Genomic DNA, 17,463 nt, shown 5'->3' with positions numbered 1-17,463 from the left:
CGGGGCGGCCTGCCGCCACACCGACTCTTGACCGCATGATCCCGGGGCAGGAACGGCATCGACGGTTTCCGATGGTTGGCCGCCGGCTTGGCCTTTACGGGAGCCGGCCGAGGCTGCCCGGGCTCCGGGCTGCGGAGCCCACCGGACGGTGTCTCGGGCAGCAAAGTGGTCCGTAACACGTTAGGTGGCCGGTCGGATGCCCCCTATCGTTCAACGGAACGATAAGAATGAAGGAGCGAAATGCCGATTTCATCATCTATGGGTCGCCGGTCCGTCCTCGTTGCAGGCATGACCCTCGGCGCGGGGGCCCTGATCGCAGGCCTGTCCGGCTGCGGCTCGTCCAACGGCGTGGCCGACATCCCACTGGCCGCCGCGACGGGAAACGCAGCCCGCGGCCGACGCATGCGCATCGCTCGGCCCGCGGCCTCCGCCGCCGAAACATTGGATCCGGCCAGCTCGCTGTCCGCCTACGAATACCTGGGCGCCATCTACAACCGTCTGGTGAAGCTCGACCAACAGGGCACCACGGTCCCGGACCTCGCCTCCGAATGGTCTTCGACCCCCGACGGGAAGACCTGGACGTTCAAGTTGCGTCGCGGGGTCCTCTTCCACGACGGCCGCGTCCTGACCGCCAGCGATGTGGTCTATACCCTTGGGCACATCCTGGATCCCCAGACCGGATCCCCGCAGGCCGGGGTGCTGACCCCGATCCTTGAGCCCGCAGGGGTTACTGCCCGCGACAGCCATACCGTCGTCTTTGCCCTCACCTCCCCGAATGCCGAGTTCCCGTCGCTGCTCACGGCCTACCAGTGCTACATCATCCCCGAAGGCTCGGCAGCCGCCATCGGCCACACCGGCATCGGCACCGGGCCGTTCAGGCTCACCAGCTACACCCCGGCCGGGCGCGGGAGCGTGGAGGCATTCGCCGATCACTTCGCCGGTCCGCCGGCGTTGGACGGCATCGACTTCTACTCCGTCCAAGACACCAGTGCACGGGTCAACGCACTGCTGGCGGGACAGATCGACTTGATCAGCCAAACCAACCTGGACTTCGCCACGGCACGGGTCGTGTCATCCTCTCCCGTGGCCACCGTGGCACGGGCCAAGGACGCCCAGTGGTACACCATTCCGATGTTGGCCACCTCCAAGGAGTTCTCCGACCCGCGGGTCCGGCAGGCCATGAAGCTGGCCTACAACCCGAAGGACATTGTCGCTACCGCACTCCAGGGAAACGGCAGCCCAGGCTGGGACAATCCCGTTCCTCCCGGGTATGCCGACGCGCTGGAACACACCCGGCCCTACGACCCGGAACAAGCCAAGGCCCTGCTGAAAAAAGCCGGGGTCGAGGATCTGCGGATGCCGATCTACACTTCCTCCTACGACTCGGTCTTCACCCCGTTGGCCGTGGCCTACGCCGAAGCGGTGAAGCGGGCCGGCATCAATCTCACGGTCACCAGTGCGTCCTCGGATTCGTACTACACCGAGATCTGGATGAAGAAGCCGCTCTCCGTCAGCTACTGGTTCACCGGAAGGCCCGTGGACCAGCTGCTGAACCAGGTCTTCCGCTCCGGTTCCTCCTACAACGAGTCGGCCTGGTCGAACGCGGCGTTCGACCAGCTGCTCGTGGACGCGCGCCGCGAGATGAACGACGAACGGAGGCGGGGGATCTACCGGGACGCCCAACGACTGATCATCGAGGACGGCGCCGACATGACACCCATGTTCGGCGACCGGCTGGTCGGTCTCTCTCGCAGGGTCGTGAACTACTCGGAATTCGGCTTCGAATTCGACTACCTGAAGATCGGACTGAGCTGATGCCGTTATTGATCCTGCGCCGCCTGGGTAGCGCCGTCCTGACCATAGTGCTGGCCTCGTTGCTGGTCTTTCTCGCTATCCAGGCACTGCCGGGGGACGTCGTCCAGCAGATACTGGGCCGGGATGCCACGCCCGAGGCCGTCGCCCAGATGCGCAGCGAACTGGGCCTGGACACCCCGGTCTTCCTGCGCTACGTCCAGTGGCTGTTCGGGGCGCTGCAGGGGGACTTCGGCAGCTCGCTGGTCTCCGGTGAACCCGTGGGGCCGAACCTGCTGCTGCATTTCCGCAACACCTTGCTCATCGCCGTCCCGACGGTCATCATTTCGGTGACACTGTCCATCGTGCTCGGTGTCGTCGCCGGGCTGCGCCGCGGGAAGTGGGCCGACCATTCCATCTCGCTGATCTCGCTGCTGGCCATGAGCATCCCCGAATTCATGGTCGCCGCCCTGCTGGTGCTGGCCTTCGCCGTGGGCATCCCGCTGTTTCCCGCCGTCGTGCTCGACGGCCCGCAGGCGACCCTGGCCCAACTGCTGCCCAGCATCTGGCTCCCGGTGATCGTGCTTTCCCTGGCCATGGCCGCCTACATCATCAGGATGACCCGCACCTCCACGATCGACGTGATGACCTCCGAGTTCATCACGACGGCCGAGCTCAAGGGGCTGCGGCGCGCGCGGGTGGTCATGCGCCACGCGCTGCCCACCGCGTTGCTGCCGACGCTGAACGTCGTGGCCATCAACATCGCCTGGATGCTCGGCGGCGTGGTGGTGGTGGAGAACATCTTCAACTATCCCGGCATGGGGAACCTGATGCTGGAGGCGGTGTTCAACCGGGACCTGCCGGTCATCGAAGCCATCGCGGTCGTCTCGGCCGCCATCTACGTGGCCTGCAACCTGCTTGCGGACCTGACGGCCATGGCCCTGGATCCCCGGCAGCGGTTGCGCCCACGGGCGCGCCGGCGTGCTGGGGCGGGGTCGGGGCCGAAGGCCTCCCCGGCCATTTCCACCGTCGAACGGAGCCAACCATGAAGGCGACCCTGCGCGGGGCCGGTCCCGCATTCACCATCGGGATCGTGCTGATCCTCGGCAACGTGCTGCTGGCCCTGCTGGCACCATGGATCTCGCCCTACGACCCGGTGGCCAGCGATTCCGCCGCTGCCCTGCAGGGACCCAGCGGGGCACACTGGCTGGGAACCGACATGTATGGCCGCGACATCCTCTCCCGCACCCTCAACGGCGGGCGCTACGCCCTTCAGGTGACGTTCCTGGCAACCACGATCGCCGTGGCCGCCGGCGCCCTGCTTGGCTGCCTGGTCGCGTACCTCGGCGGCTGGTTCGACGACGTCGTGATGCGCGTGGTCGATGCCATCCTCTCCGTGCCCACCATCCTGGCGCTGCTGGTGGTGGTCTCGGTGCTGGGCAGCGGGATGTGGGTGATCGTGCTGGCCGTCGTGGTGGTCTACACACCGGCGGTCATCCGGGTGGTGCGCGGGGCCGCGCGGTCCGTGAAATCACTGGATTACGTCACGGCGGCCAGGGCACGCGGCGAGCGTGCCGGTCCGATCGTGGTGCGGGAGATCCTGCCCAACGTGTCCGACGTGGTGCTGGTCGAGTACGCCATGCGGGCCAGCTGGGTGGTGCTGCTGATTTCCACGCTGTCCTTCCTGGGCTTCGGAGCCAACCCGCCGGCCCCCGACTGGGGATTGATGGTCGCGGAGAACCGGACGGCATTGACGGTGGTCCCGTGGGCCACCCTGGGGCCCGTGGCCGCGCTGGCCAGTTTTGTCATCGGCCTCCACCTGACCTCCGACGGACTGGGCAAGCGCCTTGGCATCGACCGCGCAATGACGGGAGTGAAATGAGTATCGAGACCGGCTTGGCCGGAGACGTGGAACCGGTGGCAGCCACCGGGGACGCGGTCCGTGTTGACCAGCTGTCCATCTCCTACCGGGCCGGCCGGGCCCTGGTTCCGGTGGCCACGGAGGTGTCCTTCGCGATTGCCGCCGGGCAGACCTTCGGGCTGGTCGGTGAATCGGGCAGCGGGAAGTCGACCGTCGCGAGGACCCTGCTGGCGCAGCTGCGGGCGGGATCCAGCATCATCGGCGGCCGGGTGCTGGTCGCTGGACAGGATGTCTTCGGGCTCGACCCGGCCCGGCTGCGCGCCCTGCGCGGCGGAACCGTGGCCCTGGTCGCGCAGAACGCCGGCCAGTCGCTGACCCCTTCAATGAGGGTGGGCACGCAGATCCACGAGGCGCTGACCAGCCACGGGCTGCGCGCGGATCGCACCGACGTGCTGCGGGCACTGGACCAGGTGCGGCTGCCGAACGTCAAGGACCTGGCCCGGCGCTACCCGCACGAGCTCTCCGGGGGCCAGCAGCAACGCGTCGGCATCGCGATGGCAATCGCGGCGCGGCCCTCGGTGCTGGTGCTCGACGAGCCGACCACCGCCCTGGACGTGGTGACCCAGGCGGCTGTGCTGCGCCTGATCAAGGACCTGAGCCGGGAACTGCAGACCGCCACGCTGATCGTCAGCCATGACCTGGGCGTGGTCTCGGGCATGGCCGACCAGGTCGCCGTGATGCGCCACGGACGGATCCTGGAAAGCCGGCGCACGGCCAAGCTTTTCGCCGCCCCGGAGCACGAATACACCCGACAACTGCTGCGCGACGTTCCGACGCTGGGCGCACGCTCCCGAGCCGAAGCGATTGCCCCGGTGGCCGGGACCGGGACCAACCAAGATCCGGAGCCGCCCTCCGGCACCGGAAACCAGGGCAGCGACGTCCTGCTCAGTTGCGAAAACGTGAGCATTTCGTACCATGCGTCCGGACCGCCTGCGGTGGACTCGGTCAACCTGGAGATCCGGCGCGGGGAAACGCTGGCGATCGTGGGGGAATCGGGAAGCGGGAAATCGACGCTGGCCTGGTCGCTGGCCGGGCTGACGGCGGCGACCTCCGGGACCATGCGCGTGCACGGCGACACCGGGACCGGGACCGGCGGGGACCTGGCACGACCGGTGGCCCGGCGCAGCCGCGAGCTGCGCCAACTGGTGCAGCTGATCTTCCAGAACGCCGATACGTCCTTGAACCCGCGCCGGAGCGTCGCTGCGGCCATCCGCCGCCCGCTGCGCCTGTTCGGCACGGTTGCGCGTGCCGAAGAGCGAGGCCGGGTGGAGGAACTGCTCACCGAGGTCGGGCTGCCGGCCAGCTTCGGCAAGCGGCTCCCGGCCCAGCTTTCCGGCGGGCAGCGCCAACGCGTGGGCATCGCCCGGGCGCTGGCCGCCGCACCGGAACTGATCATCGCCGACGAGATCACCACCGCGCTCGATGTCTCGGTGCAGGCAGACATCCTCGAGCTGCTCTCGGGGTTGCAGAAATCCCATGGCTTGAGCACGCTGTTCATCAGCCACGACCTCGCCGTCGTCGCCGATGTGGCGGACCGGGTGATGGTCATGAAGAACGGACGGGTTCTCGAGATCGGGAACGTGGCGGACGTCTTCTCCGGACCCAACCACCCGTACACCGCCTCGCTGCTGGACGCGGTCCTCGAACCCGGGGACCTGGAGCTGCCGCAGTCGCCGGCCGAGGAACAGGACTGGATCGACGACAACCCCGGAGGCTGGCTCGAGCCCAGCCCCGGACACCTGATCCGCACATGGAAAGGAACCGGGAACAGATGAAGTACATCGACCCGCTGCCGCAGGAAATCCTCGTCGAGGACGCCTGGATACCGCTGGCCGACGGCGCACGGCTGCACGCCAGGATCTGGCGCCCGCGCGATTCGGGCCGCCGCCCGGTCCCGGGACTGCTGGAGTACCTGCCCTACAGGCTGGACGACTGGACGGCGCCGCGCGACAACGAACGCCACCCCTACTACGCGGGGCACGGCTACGCCTCGGTGCGCGTGGACATCCGCGGCACCGGAAGCTCCGACGGGCTGTTCATCGACGAATACTCCGAGCAGGAACAGGCCGACGGCCTCGAGGTCATCGCCTGGATCGCCGCTCAGCCCTGGTGCACCGGCTCGCTGGGGATGTTCGGCATCTCCTGGGGCGGTTTCAACTCGCTGCAACTGGCCGGACACGCCCCGGAGCCGCTCAAGGCCATCGTCACCGTCTGCTCCACCGACGACCGGTACGACAACGACGTGCACTACATGGGCGGGGCACTGCTGGGCATCGACATGGCCTCGTGGGGCGGAACGATGTTCGCCTTCAACGCCCGCCCTCCGCGGCCCGAGGTGGTCGGGGAAGCATGGGTCGGGCAGTGGCGCCAGCGGCTGGAGAACACCCGCCCGATGACCGGACAATGGCTGGAGCACCAGGAACGCGACGAATACTGGCGGCAGGGCAGCGTCTGCGAGGACTATTCCTCCATCAAGGCCGCCGTGCTCGCCGTCGGCGGCTGGCACGACCCCTACCGCGATGCGGTGCTGCGCCTGGTCCAGAACCTTGGCTCCCCGGTCCGCGGCATCATCGGCCCCTGGTCGCACCAGTATCCGGACCGCGGGTACGCGCCGGGCCCGGGCATCAACTTCCTGCGCGAAACGCTCGCCTGGTGGGACCACTGGCTCAAGGGAATAGACAACGGCGCGGATCGCGGCCCGAAACTACTGGCCTTCCTGCCCGAGGGCGACCCGCCGGCCACCTACTACGAGCGGCGCAAGGGCCACTGGCTGGGACTGTCCAACTGGCCGGCGCAGGAGATCCGCGGGCAACGGCACGCCCTGTCCGAGGGCAGCTGCGGCACCCCGGTCCACGACGGGGTGGCGCTCGTGCGCAGCCCGCAGCACACGGGGGCCGATGCCGGGCGGTACTTCCCGTTCGGCAACGCCACCGATCTCCCGCCGGACCAGCGTGCCGAGGACGGCCGCAGCGTGTGCATCGATTTGCCTCCGGCGCCCGGTCCGGTGGGCATCCTGGGCAACGCGCGGGTGCGCCTGCGGCTGCGCGCCGACCAGTCCGAAGCCAACATCATCGCCCGGTTGTGCGATGTCGCCCCCGACGGCTCCTCGACACTGGTGACCCGCGGGGTGCTGAACCTGAACAAGCGCGAGGGCCGGCACCAAGCGGTGCCGATGCCAATTGGGGAGTACGTCGACGTCGAATTCGAGATGGTCGGCATCGGCTACGTCTTTGCCCCGGGGCATACGATCCGGCTCGCGCTTTCCACCAACTACTGGCCGTGGATCTGGCCGCCACCGGGGGACCCGTCGCTCGAAATCGAGCTGGCAGCCAGCACGCTCGAGCTTCCGGTTCTGGGAGCCGACGCGGCCGCCCTGGCCACCACCTCCGGTCTTATCGAGGGGGTCGGCTTCGGCGAGCCGGAGCAGTCCCCACGGCTTCCGGTGGACTACCTGGAGAACGATGCCGGGCAGGCCGATCCGGCGTTCGTCGCCGATTCCCAGCGGAGCGTGAGCCACGACGTGGAATCCGGGACGTGGGTGCTGGACGTGGACCCGGGCTACGGGGGTTCGCGCCGCTACCCCGACGGGCTGGTCTTCACCGAATACAGCCGCGAGACCTACACGATCCGCGACGGCGACCCGCTCAGCGGGCAGGCTCGGTCGGCGTGGTCGATCGGCCTTGCCAACGAAGGCTGGTCAGCCAGGCTGGAAACCCATTCGGTGCTGGGGGCCGACGCGAGCAACTTCCTGCTGACCAACACCGTCACCGCGTGGGCGACCGTGGGCGATGCGGAAGAGGAGCTGGTTGCGGAGCGGGAATGGACGGAAACCATTCCGAGGACCTCCACGTGAGCCAGCGTCGGCTGGCGCCGGCGCAGCGCCGTGCCCTGATTGCCGAGGCGGCCAGGCAGGCGATCCTGCGCGACGGCTTGCGCCGTACCGGGCTTCGGGAGATTGCCCGGGAGGCGCAGACCTCGGTGGGAACGGTGACCTACCATTTCGCGGGCATCCACGAGATCTTTGCCGAAGCGGCGGTGCTCGAAATGGATTGGTTCTACACCCCCTTGGTGGCGGCCGCGGACACCGAAAACGACGCGGCGCGTGCCCTGCTGTTGCTGGTCGATCCGCTGTTCGACGGGTCGGAGGAAAGCCTGCGGCACTGGCGCTTCTGGTCGGATTACTGGAGCGAGTCCGCCCGTTTCCCGGACCCTCCGGCAGAGGAATACGGCCGGTTGCATTTGTGGCGGTCCGGGTGCGAACGAACCATCCGACGCGGCATCGGCGATGGAACCTTCCGCGCGGACGCCGATCCACGCTCGGTCGCCGTGAAAACCTCTGCCTATGTGGACGGGATTTCCACGCAACTCAGCCTCGGTGCCCCGGGGCTCGACCATGACCTGGCCAGGGAGTGGGTGCGGCAATTCCTGCGGGCCGAGCTGGGAGCTGCGTTCGAAGCCTGACGGTCGCTCCCGAGGCCGCTGTCTTCCGGACCCTCAGGAAGGCAGCCCGCCATCACCCCACGTCGAGGACCGCTGCCGTGCCGGTCTGTCGTAGGCTAGGTGCATGTTCAATGTTGGCCTGACAGGCGGAATCGCCGCCGGGAAGTCCGCTGTCGCCAGGATGCTGGTGGACCGCGGCGCGGTGCTCATCGACGCCGACGCGATCGCCCGGGCCGTCGTGGCACCCGGGACCCCGGGGCTGGAGGCGGTCGTTGCCGCCTTCGGCCCCGGCATCCTGGCCGCCGACGGTTCCCTGGACCGCCCCGCGCTCGGCGCGCTGGTCTTCGCCGACGCGGCGGCCCGCGAAAAACTGAACTCCATCGTCCACCCGCTGGTGCGCGCCGAGGCCGCCCGCCTGCGCGCTGCCGCACCCGCGGGCGCGGTGATCGTCCAGGACATCCCGCTGCTGGTGGAAACCGGCCAGACCAAGGACTTCGACAAGGTCCTGGTGGTGGCCGCACCGCTGGCCGAACGCCTGCGCCGCATGGTGGAGGACCGGGGGATGGCCGAGGCCGACGCCCTGGCGCGGATCGCCGCGCAGGCCACCGACGAGCAGCGTGCCGCGGTCGCCGATGCCGTGATCAACAATTCGGGCACACTGGAACAGCTGCACCAACGCGTCAACGAGATCTGGGAGACCCACATTGCCCCATTCACCAACCATGCCCACTGAGGACGAGGCGGCGAAGGCCGAGTTCGCCGCACGCTTGGAGACCGAGGCGGCCAAGGCCCGCACCGAGATGCGCATCATCCGCATCCTGTGGGTGCTGGCCGCCGCGACCCTCGCCGTCGCCGTGGTCCTCTGGCTCGGTTTCGGCGGGCGCGACCAGTACATCGCCCGTTCCTCCGGCTACGACGCGCAGGTGCTGCTCCCGGCCTGGCTCGCGCTCGCCGGCCTGCTGTCCGCCGCCGCGGCCACGGTGCTTGGCGTGATCCGGCTGATGCGCGGCGCGCTGGGCAACATCCTGCAGAGGCAGGCCCGCAAGTGAACACCGCGCTGGTTGCCGAATCCTTCCTCCGGCACGAACCTGCCGACGGCACCACGGCCCACCTGGTGAGCATCCAGCGGGATCCCGGGCTCGCCGCAACGCTGGAGGGCACCCTGGGAGCGGTCCAGCTGCGCTACCACTCGCTGCAGCTCATTCCGGTGGACCTGGTCGACGACCTGCCCGGAATCTGGAATGCGCTGCTGGATGCCGTGGAAGGTTTCCTCGCCGACGGCAGGGCCGAGGTGCCCTACCCGTCTATCGAGGCGCAGATCCTGCTGGAGCGCAGCGGAAACCTCACCAAATTCACCGCCGGGAAGGTCCGCCACATCGTTGACGCTTCCGAGCTGGTCGACGGCATCCTGGACGGCGCCGAGGCGTACTTCGGCTTCGCGCCCCACGCGGCGCAGACGGCCCTCGATCGCATCGGGAAGCTGCGCACCGTCGCGGCAGCGGCCGCGCCCGGGACCTAAAGGCGAAGGCCCCGGACCGGATCCACGGTGTCCGGGTTGCCACACGGTGGACTATCTTGGAAAGCACGGAAGAACGGGCGGACACCTGGCCCCGTGTGCTTCCGGGAGAACACGCGAAACCGAAGGACCGATGACTTTCATGCCGCCAGACACCCCTCAACCTTCGAGCCGCACGACGGGCCGGGACCGCTCCATCCGGGGCGGTGCTCCCGCGAGGACCCCGTTTGGATGGCTGGCCGCACGGGTATGCCTGGGCCGGCCGGCGCTGCGCTCGGCCTCCCTGGCCTCCGTTATTGCAGCCATCCTGATCATCGTCGGCGGCGGTGTCGTTCGGGTGACCGGCTCCGGGCTCGGCTGTCCCGACTGGCCGACCTGCATCGACGGCTCGCTTGGCCCCACCGCGGAAATGGGCTGGCACGGGATCGTGGAATTCGGCAACCGGCTGCTCACCGGGGCGCTGTGCGCCGTTGTCGGGTGGGTCATCATCGCGGCGCGCCTGCAACGGGACCCGGCACCGGCAGTGACCCGTTGGGCGTGGATGCAGTTCTGGCTGGTCGTCCTCAACGCCGTCATCGGCGGCATCACGGTGTGGGTCAAGCTGAACCCCTTTGTGGTCGCGGGGCACTTCCTGGCCGCGACCCTGCTCCTGACGGCGGCCGCAGTGACCTGGCACAAGGCCCGGGAGCTAGAACTTCCCCCTGTCCCCGCCGCGTCGCGCAGGTCGATCAACCTCGGCAACGCCCTGCTGGCCGCGACGGCCGTCCTCATCGTCGTCGGCACCGTGGTGACCGGGACCGGGCCCCACGCCGGTGATTCCGCCGACGTGCCACGCATGCCTTTTTCCTGGCTGGCGGTCACGGTGATCCACGGTGTCGCGGCGCTGGTTGCGATCGGCCTGGCCGTGGCGCTGCGGCGGACCGCGCAACGCCCGGGGGAAACGGCCGTGGCGGCCAAGGCCGGGATGTTCATCGCGGTGTTCCTGGCCCAGGGCGTGATCGGCGTGGTCCAGGCCTTCACCCATCTTCCCGAGGCGATGGTGGTGCTGCACCTGGTGGGTTCGGCACTCGTCTGGGTCGGTGCGGTGCGGGTGTCCCTTGCCGCACACGGCGGCGAGCGGGCGGCACACGGCCTGCGCGCCGGATCCAACACCGCATAGGAGGTTGCCCGGAGCCACCGCGACGGCTTTCAGCCTCGGGCGAGCGGGCATCCAAACCATCGGTGCCAGGGCGTAGCCTAGGAACATGAGTCTTGCGCAGCAAATCAACCGCGTCGTTGCCCCCTTCGAGGTCATCAGCGAGTTCACGCCCGCCGGCGACCAGCCCACGGCCATCAAGGAGCTTACCGAACGGATCAACGCCGGCGAAAAGGACGTGGTGCTGCTCGGCGCCACCGGCACCGGCAAGTCCGCCACCACCGCCTGGCTCATCGAACAGGTGCAGCGCCCCACCCTGGTGATGGTGCAGAACAAGACGCTGGCCGCGCAGCTGGCCAACGAGTTCCGCGAGCTTTTGCCCAACAACGCGGTCGAGTACTTCGTTTCGTACTACGACTACTACCAGCCCGAGGCCTACGTCCCGCAGACCGACACCTTCATCGAGAAGGACTCCTCCATCAACGAGGAGGTCGAACGGCTGCGCCACTCCGCCACCAACGCGCTGCTGACCCGCCGCGACGTCATCGTGGTCGCCACGGTCTCCTGCATCTACGGCCTGGGCACCCCCGAGGAATACGTCGCGGGCATGGTCACCCTGAAAAAGGGCATGGAACTGAACCGCGACGACCTGTTGCGCAAGTTCGTCTCCATGCAATACGCGCGCAACGACATGGACTTCCACCGCGGCACCTTCCGGGTGCGCGGGGACACCGTGGAGATCATCCCGATGTACGAGGAGCAGGCGCTGCGCATCGAGTTCTTCGGCGACGAGGTCGAATCGATCCACACGCTGCACCCGGTCACCGGCGAGGTGATCCGCGAGGAAAACGAGATGTACGTCTTCCCCGCCAGCCACTACGTCGCCGGCGCCGACCGGATGAGCCGGGCCGTGAAGGACATCGAGGACGAGCTGCAGCAGCGCCTGTCCACCCTGGAATCGCAGAACAAGCTGGTGGAGGCCCAGCGGCTGCGCATGCGCACCACCTACGACCTGGAGATGATGGAGCAGATGGGGTTCTGCAACGGCATCGAGAACTATTCCAGGCACATCGACGACCGTGCCGCCGGCACCGCCCCGCACTGCCTCATCGACTACTTCCCGGACGACTTCCTGCTGGTCATCGACGAATCCCATGTCACCGTCCCGCAGATCGGCGCGATGTACGAGGGCGACATGTCGCGCAAGCGCACCCTGGTGGAGCACGGCTTCCGCCTGCCTTCGGCGATGGACAACCGACCGCTGAAGTGGGACGAGTTCCTCGAGCGCATCGGACAGACCGTCTACCTCTCGGCGACCCCGGGCAAGTACGAGCTCGGCAAGGCCGACGGCGTGGTCCAGCAGATCATCCGCCCCACCGGGCTGATCGACCCGGAGATCATCGTCAAGCCGACCAAGGGGCAGATCGACGACCTGCTCGACGAGATCCGTGCCCGCGTCGAACGCAACGAGCGCATCCTGGTCACCACGCTGACCAAGCGAATGGCCGAGGACCTCACCGACTACTTCACCGAGCACGGGGTGCGGGTCCAGTACCTGCACTCCGACGTGGACACGCTGCGCCGCGTCGAGCTGCTGCGCGAGCTGCGCATGGGCCTGTTCGACGTGCTGGTGGGCATCAACCTGCTCCGCGAGGGCCTGGACCTGCCCGAGGTCTCGCTCGTGGCGATCCTGGACGCGGACAAGCAGGGCTTCCTGCGCTCGGCAACCTCGCTGATCCAGACCATCGGCCGCGCCGCCCGAAACGTCGACGGCCAGGTGCACATGTACGCGGACAAGATCACCGACGCCATGGCCCAGGCCATCGAGGAGACCAACCGCCGCCGCGAGGTGCAGCAGAAGTACAACAAGGACCACGGGGTGGACCCGCAGCCGCTGCGCAAGAAGATCGCCGACATCACCGATTCGCTGGCCCGCGAGGACGCCGACACCCAGGAACTGCTGAACAACCAGCGCCTGGCCAAGAACGCCAAGCGCTCGAGCGCCGGCACCAGGAAGGCCCACGAGACGGTGCGGGCCGACGGCCTGGCCGCCGCCCCGGCGGAGAACCTGGTGGAGATGATCGAGCAGATGACCGAGCAGATGCACGCCGCGGCCGCCGAGCTGCACTTCGAGGTTGCCGCCCGGCTGCGCGACGAGGTCTCGGAGCTGAAGAAGGAACTTCGGCAGATGAAGAACGCCGGCCACGCGTAACCGGGTTTGCGTGCCCGCCCCCTTGCCCCGCCAGCGGCCGGACCGTATTGTTTATCGATAGTACCGTTTATCGATAGGGGTCGTCATGAAGCACCGCGGGGCAAGACCGGGCGCGCTGGCGCTGGAAATCCTCCTGTACATCGGGCTCGCGTGCACCGCCGTTCTTGGGTTGCTGCGCACGCTCCTGGGTTCCGCAGGTTTCGGGGGCATGCTTCCGGGCTGGGCGTGGGGCGTGAGCGAGCGCCTCTTCGGGCCCTACTTCCCGGGCGAGGTGCCAAGCGTCCGCGCGCCGCTGGTGAACGGCGTCGAAGTGCACACGACACCCGAGCTGTATGCGTACGGAGCCGAACCCGTGCCCACCGGGCGCGGCGAATTCTCCGGCCCCTTCGAGGCCCGGGTCAGCGTGTTCGCCCCGGACTTCACGCAGCGTGTCGGCCTGCTGGGCGGCCAGCTGCTGGCGGTGCTCCTGGCCCTTGGAATCCTGCTTCTTCTGGTGCGGATGGTGCGCACCCTTCGCCGCGACGAGGGCCCCTTCACCTCGGCCAACGCAAATCGGCTGCGGTCGATCGCCTGGCTCGTCGGCGCCGGCGGAACCGCCAGCTCCCTGCTGGTCGCCTGGGGCCAATGGCTCGTCTTGAACGACGCAGCCATTGCCCCGTTCGTGGACAACCGCTTCGAAATCAACGTTCTCCCGCTGCTGGCGGGCGCCGGCATCTACGTCTTCGCCGAGCTGTTCCGCCGCGGCGCGGCGATGCACGCGGACCTGGAACGGGTCATATGAGTGCCCCCGCTCGGGACGACGAACCGCACGGCATCCGGATCCGGCTGGACGAGGTGCTCGAGGCCCGCGGCATGAGCCTGGCCGAGCTGGCCCGGCGCGTCGATGTCACCGTGGCGAACCTTTCGGTGCTCAAGAACGGCCGGGCGAGGGCCGTGCGCTTCAGCACGCTTTCGGCGATCTGCCGGGAACTTGGCTGCCAACCCGGGGACCTGCTGGCCTTCGACGGGGACTGGTGAAACCGCAGGTCATTCACGAGCCTGAAACATGGATGCGCTAGACTGTTCCAAGCGTAGGGGAGTATCCCACTTGTGCTGTGGTCGTCAACACGCGAGGCATCGATGCCTCGCCGGGCACAGCGGTCGTCCCGATCTGAGCGGACGGCGGAGAGACTTGCGGTAATTCCACGTACCCCGTTTTGAAAGGCCCCACATTGGGAAACCACGGCTTGTCGCTGCAGTTTGAGATTATCTCGCTCTCGGCATTGTGCATCATTCTTCTTCTTGACCTGCTTTACGTGGTCAAGAAACCACACGAACCCTCGATGAAGGAATCCGGCCTCTGGGTCGGTTTCTACGTCACCCTCGCCCTGATCTTCGGTGCCGTCGTCTGGTGGCAGGCGGGCCCGGACATCGGCCAGCAATTCATTGCCGGTTGGGTCACCGAATACTCGCTGAGCATCGACAACCTGTTCGTGTTCATCATCATCATGGCCCGCTTCTCGGTGCCGCGGAAATACCAGCAGGAAGTGTTGATGTTCGGCATCATCATTGCCCTGATCCTGCGCGGCATCTTCATCATCCTCGGTGCCGCAGTCATCGAAAACTACTCGTGGGTCTTCTACATCTTCGGTGCCTTCCTGCTGTGGACCGCCTGGAAGCAGGCCACCGACAACGGCGAGGACGAGTCCGACGGCGCCAACAGCGGCATCGTCTATAAGCTGACCAAGAACCTGCCGATCTCCAAGGAATTTGACGGCAACAAGCTGCGCACCACCATCGACGGCAAGAAGATGTTCACCCCGATGGTCATGGTCTTCATCACCATCGGCATGACCGACCTGCTCTTCGCCGTCGACTCGATCCCGGCGATCTTCGGTTTGACCCAGTCCCCGTTCATCGTCTTCACCGCGAACCTGTTCGCGCTGATGGGCCTGCGCCAGCTGTACTTCCTGCTCGGCGGCCTGATGGACCGCCTGGTCTACCTCAAGCACGCACTGTCGATCATCCTGGCCTTCATCGGCGTCAAGCTGGTCTTCCACGCCATGCACGTGAACGAACTGCCGTTCATCAACGGCGGCCAGCCGATCCTCTGGGTCCCGGACTTCTCCATCACCGTCTCGCTGGTGGTCATCCTGGGCACCATCGTCATCGCGACCGTCGCCTCGCTGCTCTCCCCGGCCGGACGCCGCGCCGCCGCCGAGCACAAGGCCGAACAGTCGGCCAACAAGGACAGCGAATAACCTCGCAGCTCCCACGCCGCACCCGCTCGGGGTCCGTCTTCCGCTGTTTCGGAAGAACGGGCCCCGAGCCTCGTTAAAGGCAGCGGCGTTGCTAGGCTGGGCGGGTGAACACAACCCCGGCCCCGACCTCCATCCATCCCGCGCCCGAGCGGGTGCGCGCCCAACGCCGCACCGTGGCCACGCTCTCGGTGTCCCAGCTGCTCAGTGGCGTGGGCAACGGCGCCGGGCTGGCCATCGGATCGCTCATGGCCGTGGAATTGACCGGGTCCAACGCCTTCGCCGGGGCGGCAACCACCGCGATCTCCGTGGCCGGCGCCCTCAGCGCGCTGCCGCTGGCGGCGCTGGCCGTGAAGCGCGGGCGCCGCAGGGCGCTGTCCCTGGGCTACTTCCTGGCCGCGCTTGGCGCCGTCGGGATGATGTTGGCCCCGGTGCTTGGTTCCTTCCCCGTGCTGCTGCTCGGGGCCGCGCTGCTGGGCGTGGGATCGGCGGCGAACCTGCAGGCCCGCTTCGCCGCCACCGACCTGGCCGCCGACGCCACCCGCGGGCGCGACCTGGGACTGGTGGTCTGGGCCATCACCATCGGCGCGGTCGCCGGCCCGAACCTCATCGGACCGGGGTCGGCGCTGGGCGGGCAATTCGGCCTGCCGCCGATGAGCGGGCCGTTCCTCTTCTCCCTGGCCGGCATGCTGCTGGCCATCCTGGTGCTGAACATCGGGTTGCGCCCGGACCCCATCGATCTCGCCCGGGCCTGGGAAAGGGAAGACGGCGTGCCCCCGCACCCCGTCGCGACGGGCCGGCGCCGCGGGTCGCTGGCCACCGGGCTGTCGGCGGTGCGCGCCTCTCCGGGCGCGACCCTGGGCATTGCCACGATCGTGGTCGCACACCTGGTGATGGTCGGGGTCATGTCGATGACCCCAGTGCACCTCAAGGACCTGGCCGCCACCCCCGGGCACGAAATGCACGGGGGCAGCGCCGACATCCTGATCGTCATCGGCTTCGTCATCTCCCTGCACATCGCCGGGATGTATGCGCTCTCCCCGTTCATCGGGGCGTGGGCGGACAGGATCGGCCAGCCGCGGATGATGCTGGCTGGCATGACGGTGCTGGTGGCGGCCGTGCTGGTCGCCGGACTCGGCGCCGATTCCCGGGCCGCGGTCACGGTTGCGCTGGTGCTGCTGGGCCTGGGCTGGTCGATGTCGACGGTCTCCGGCTCCGCGTTCCTGGCCGAGCGGGTGGACCGTCCCCGCCGTGTGCTGGTCCAGGGCGTCTCCGACACCCTCATGGGTGCGGCCGGGGCGCTGGGCGCCGCCGGGTCCGGGGTGCTGCTGGCCACGCTGGGCTTCGCCGGCCTGGGCTACCTGTGCCTGGGCTTCATCCTGGTCGTCGCGTTCTTCTGCGTGCGCGAACTCAAGTGAACAAGTGGTTCCTGCTCTCGCTGGCCATTGCCACCGAGGTCGCCGCCACCCTCGCGCTGAAGGCCGCGCTGGGGGAGCCGTGGTGGTACGCGGTCGTGGTGCTGGGCTACGCCGGCGCCTTCACCTGCCTGGCGCTGGCCATGCGCGCGGGCCTGGGACTCGGGGTCGCCTACGGCATCTGGGGCGCCCTCGGGGTGGCGTTGACCGCCATCCTGGCGATGCTGCTTTTTGCCGAGGCGCTCACCCCGCTGATGGTCCTTGGCCTGGGAATCATCATTGCCGGGGTCGTCCTGGTGGAATTCGGGTCCCAGCACGCCCTTCGCCAACGGGCCCTGAAGACGCGGGAACGTACATCATGATGTGGCTTTTCCTGGGAACCGCGATCATCGCCGAGGTCGGCGCGACGATGTCGCTGCGGGCAACGCTCACCGGCTCCAGGGCCTGGTACGTCCCGGTGGCCGCCGGCTACCTGCTGGCCTTCACCATGCTCTCCCTCGCACTGCGCTCCGGGATGGGCATCGGGGTGGCGTACGGGATCTGGGCTGCAGCGGGGGTGGCGATCACCGCGGTGCTGAGCAAATGGATCTTCAAGGAACCGCTGACGCTGCTGATGACGGCCGGGATCGTACTGATCGTCGGCGGGGTGCTGCTGGTGGAGCTCGGCTCCCCGGCCTAGACCAGCCCCGGATCCAGCAGGCTGTTGGGGGTGTACAGCAGCGAGTCGGCCACCGGCCGCGGCAGACACGCCCACGGACAAAAAGCCGCCGCACCCCGGTGCGTGCGGCGGCTCCCA

The 17,463-nt window shown here is 68.1% G+C and carries 17 protein-coding genes; all 17 read left to right on the top strand.

Annotated elements, in window-relative coordinates; genetic code table 11:
- The first annotated feature begins 240 nt into the window (after positions 1-240).
- The 17 genes from BLJ79_RS03375 (at position 241) to BLJ79_RS03295 (ending at position 17,346) form a co-directional block, all read left to right on the top strand.
- Positions 241-1,815, top strand: coding sequence for an ABC transporter substrate-binding protein (locus BLJ79_RS03375; RefSeq protein WP_071213291.1), 1,575 nt, complete (start codon positions 241-243; stop codon positions 1,813-1,815).
- The gene (locus tag BLJ79_RS03370; protein WP_083410978.1) at positions 1,815-2,840 is read left to right on the top strand and encodes an ABC transporter permease; all 1,026 of its coding nucleotides are present in this window, start codon (positions 1,815-1,817) and stop codon (positions 2,838-2,840) included. The genes BLJ79_RS03375 and BLJ79_RS03370 overlap by 1 nt, the downstream gene beginning before the upstream one ends.
- Positions 2,837-3,673 (top strand): ABC transporter permease, encoded by an 837-nt coding sequence (locus BLJ79_RS03365; protein WP_071213290.1) that lies wholly within the window; start codon positions 2,837-2,839, stop codon positions 3,671-3,673. Before BLJ79_RS03370 ends, BLJ79_RS03365 begins: the two co-directional genes overlap by 4 nt.
- A complete protein-coding gene (locus BLJ79_RS03360; RefSeq protein WP_071213289.1) occupies positions 3,670-5,487 on the top strand; it encodes a dipeptide ABC transporter ATP-binding protein in 1,818 nt (605 codons plus the stop codon). Before BLJ79_RS03365 ends, BLJ79_RS03360 begins: the two co-directional genes overlap by 4 nt.
- Positions 5,484-7,565, top strand: a complete 2,082-nt coding sequence (locus BLJ79_RS03355) for a CocE/NonD family hydrolase (RefSeq protein ID WP_071213288.1) — start codon at positions 5,484-5,486, stop codon at positions 7,563-7,565. Before BLJ79_RS03360 ends, BLJ79_RS03355 begins: the two co-directional genes overlap by 4 nt.
- Positions 7,562-8,173 (top strand): TetR/AcrR family transcriptional regulator, encoded by a 612-nt coding sequence (locus BLJ79_RS03350; RefSeq protein WP_286135252.1) that lies wholly within the window; start codon positions 7,562-7,564, stop codon positions 8,171-8,173. The genes BLJ79_RS03355 and BLJ79_RS03350 overlap by 4 nt, the downstream gene beginning before the upstream one ends.
- 103 nt (positions 8,174-8,276) lie before the next feature.
- Positions 8,277-8,885, top strand: coding sequence for a dephospho-CoA kinase (gene coaE, locus BLJ79_RS03345; RefSeq protein ID WP_071213286.1), 609 nt, complete (start codon positions 8,277-8,279; stop codon positions 8,883-8,885).
- Entirely contained in the window at positions 8,875-9,201 is a 327-nt protein-coding gene (locus BLJ79_RS03340) for a hypothetical protein (RefSeq protein WP_071213285.1), read from the top strand. The genes coaE and BLJ79_RS03340 overlap by 11 nt, the downstream gene beginning before the upstream one ends.
- Entirely contained in the window at positions 9,198-9,671 is a 474-nt protein-coding gene (locus BLJ79_RS03335; protein ID WP_071213284.1) for a hypothetical protein, read from the top strand. The genes BLJ79_RS03340 and BLJ79_RS03335 overlap by 4 nt, the downstream gene beginning before the upstream one ends.
- A gap of 139 nt (positions 9,672-9,810) precedes the next feature.
- Positions 9,811-10,827, top strand: coding sequence for a COX15/CtaA family protein (locus BLJ79_RS03330; protein ID WP_083411012.1), 1,017 nt, complete (start codon positions 9,811-9,813; stop codon positions 10,825-10,827).
- Between the two features lie 85 nt (positions 10,828-10,912).
- Positions 10,913-13,015, top strand: a complete 2,103-nt coding sequence (gene uvrB / locus BLJ79_RS03325; protein WP_071213283.1) for an excinuclease ABC subunit UvrB — start codon at positions 10,913-10,915, stop codon at positions 13,013-13,015.
- An 85-nt stretch (positions 13,016-13,100) separates the two neighbouring features.
- A complete protein-coding gene (locus BLJ79_RS03320; protein WP_071213282.1) occupies positions 13,101-13,796 on the top strand; it encodes a DUF2975 domain-containing protein in 696 nt (231 codons plus the stop codon).
- Positions 13,793-14,032 carry a helix-turn-helix domain-containing protein gene (locus tag BLJ79_RS03315; RefSeq protein ID WP_071213281.1) on the top strand — a complete coding sequence of 80 codons (240 nt, stop codon included), beginning with the start codon at positions 13,793-13,795 and terminating at the stop codon, positions 14,030-14,032. Before BLJ79_RS03320 ends, BLJ79_RS03315 begins: the two co-directional genes overlap by 4 nt.
- A gap of 209 nt (positions 14,033-14,241) precedes the next feature.
- A complete protein-coding gene (locus tag BLJ79_RS03310) occupies positions 14,242-15,255 on the top strand; it encodes a TerC family protein (RefSeq protein WP_071213587.1) in 1,014 nt (337 codons plus the stop codon).
- Between the two features lie 104 nt (positions 15,256-15,359).
- The gene (locus tag BLJ79_RS03305; protein ID WP_071213280.1) at positions 15,360-16,670 is read left to right on the top strand and encodes an MFS transporter; all 1,311 of its coding nucleotides are present in this window, start codon (positions 15,360-15,362) and stop codon (positions 16,668-16,670) included.
- Entirely contained in the window at positions 16,667-17,029 is a 363-nt protein-coding gene (locus tag BLJ79_RS03300; protein ID WP_071213279.1) for a DMT family transporter, read from the top strand. Before BLJ79_RS03305 ends, BLJ79_RS03300 begins: the two co-directional genes overlap by 4 nt.
- A complete protein-coding gene (locus BLJ79_RS03295; protein WP_071213278.1) occupies positions 17,026-17,346 on the top strand; it encodes a DMT family transporter in 321 nt (106 codons plus the stop codon). The genes BLJ79_RS03300 and BLJ79_RS03295 overlap by 4 nt, the downstream gene beginning before the upstream one ends.
- Positions 17,347-17,463 lie beyond the last annotated feature (117 nt).

The sequence above is a fragment of the Arthrobacter sp. UCD-GKA genome (genome assembly GCF_001863355.1).
GTDB lineage: Bacteria > Actinomycetota > Actinomycetes > Actinomycetales > Micrococcaceae > Paeniglutamicibacter.
The sequence above is the reverse complement of the archived record's forward strand: the minus strand, read 5'-3'. Positions and strand labels throughout refer to the sequence as shown.

What these genes read in the sequence shown, in the direction of transcription:
- BLJ79_RS03320 (WP_071213282.1), top strand. Translation starts at nt 13,101, where the DNA reads ATGAAGCACCGCGGGGCAAGACCGGGCGCGCTGGCGCTGGAAATCCTC.
- BLJ79_RS03375 (WP_071213291.1), top strand. Translation starts at nt 241, where the DNA reads ATGCCGATTTCATCATCTATGGGTCGCCGGTCCGTCCTCGTTGCAGGC.
- BLJ79_RS03340 (WP_071213285.1), top strand. Translation starts at nt 8,875, where the DNA reads ATGCCCACTGAGGACGAGGCGGCGAAGGCCGAGTTCGCCGCACGCTTG.
- BLJ79_RS03365 (WP_071213290.1), top strand. Translation starts at nt 2,837, where the DNA reads ATGAAGGCGACCCTGCGCGGGGCCGGTCCCGCATTCACCATCGGGATC.
- BLJ79_RS03315 (WP_071213281.1), top strand. Translation starts at nt 13,793, where the DNA reads ATGAGTGCCCCCGCTCGGGACGACGAACCGCACGGCATCCGGATCCGG.
- BLJ79_RS03295 (WP_071213278.1), top strand. Translation starts at nt 17,026, where the DNA reads ATGATGTGGCTTTTCCTGGGAACCGCGATCATCGCCGAGGTCGGCGCG.
- BLJ79_RS03370 (WP_083410978.1), top strand. Translation starts at nt 1,815, where the DNA reads ATGCCGTTATTGATCCTGCGCCGCCTGGGTAGCGCCGTCCTGACCATA.
- BLJ79_RS03360 (WP_071213289.1), top strand. Translation starts at nt 3,670, where the DNA reads ATGAGTATCGAGACCGGCTTGGCCGGAGACGTGGAACCGGTGGCAGCC.
- BLJ79_RS03355 (WP_071213288.1), top strand. Translation starts at nt 5,484, where the DNA reads ATGAAGTACATCGACCCGCTGCCGCAGGAAATCCTCGTCGAGGACGCC.
- uvrB (WP_071213283.1), top strand. Translation starts at nt 10,913, where the DNA reads ATGAGTCTTGCGCAGCAAATCAACCGCGTCGTTGCCCCCTTCGAGGTC.
- coaE (WP_071213286.1), top strand. Translation starts at nt 8,277, where the DNA reads ATGTTCAATGTTGGCCTGACAGGCGGAATCGCCGCCGGGAAGTCCGCT.
- BLJ79_RS03330 (WP_083411012.1), top strand. Translation starts at nt 9,811, where the DNA reads ATGCCGCCAGACACCCCTCAACCTTCGAGCCGCACGACGGGCCGGGAC.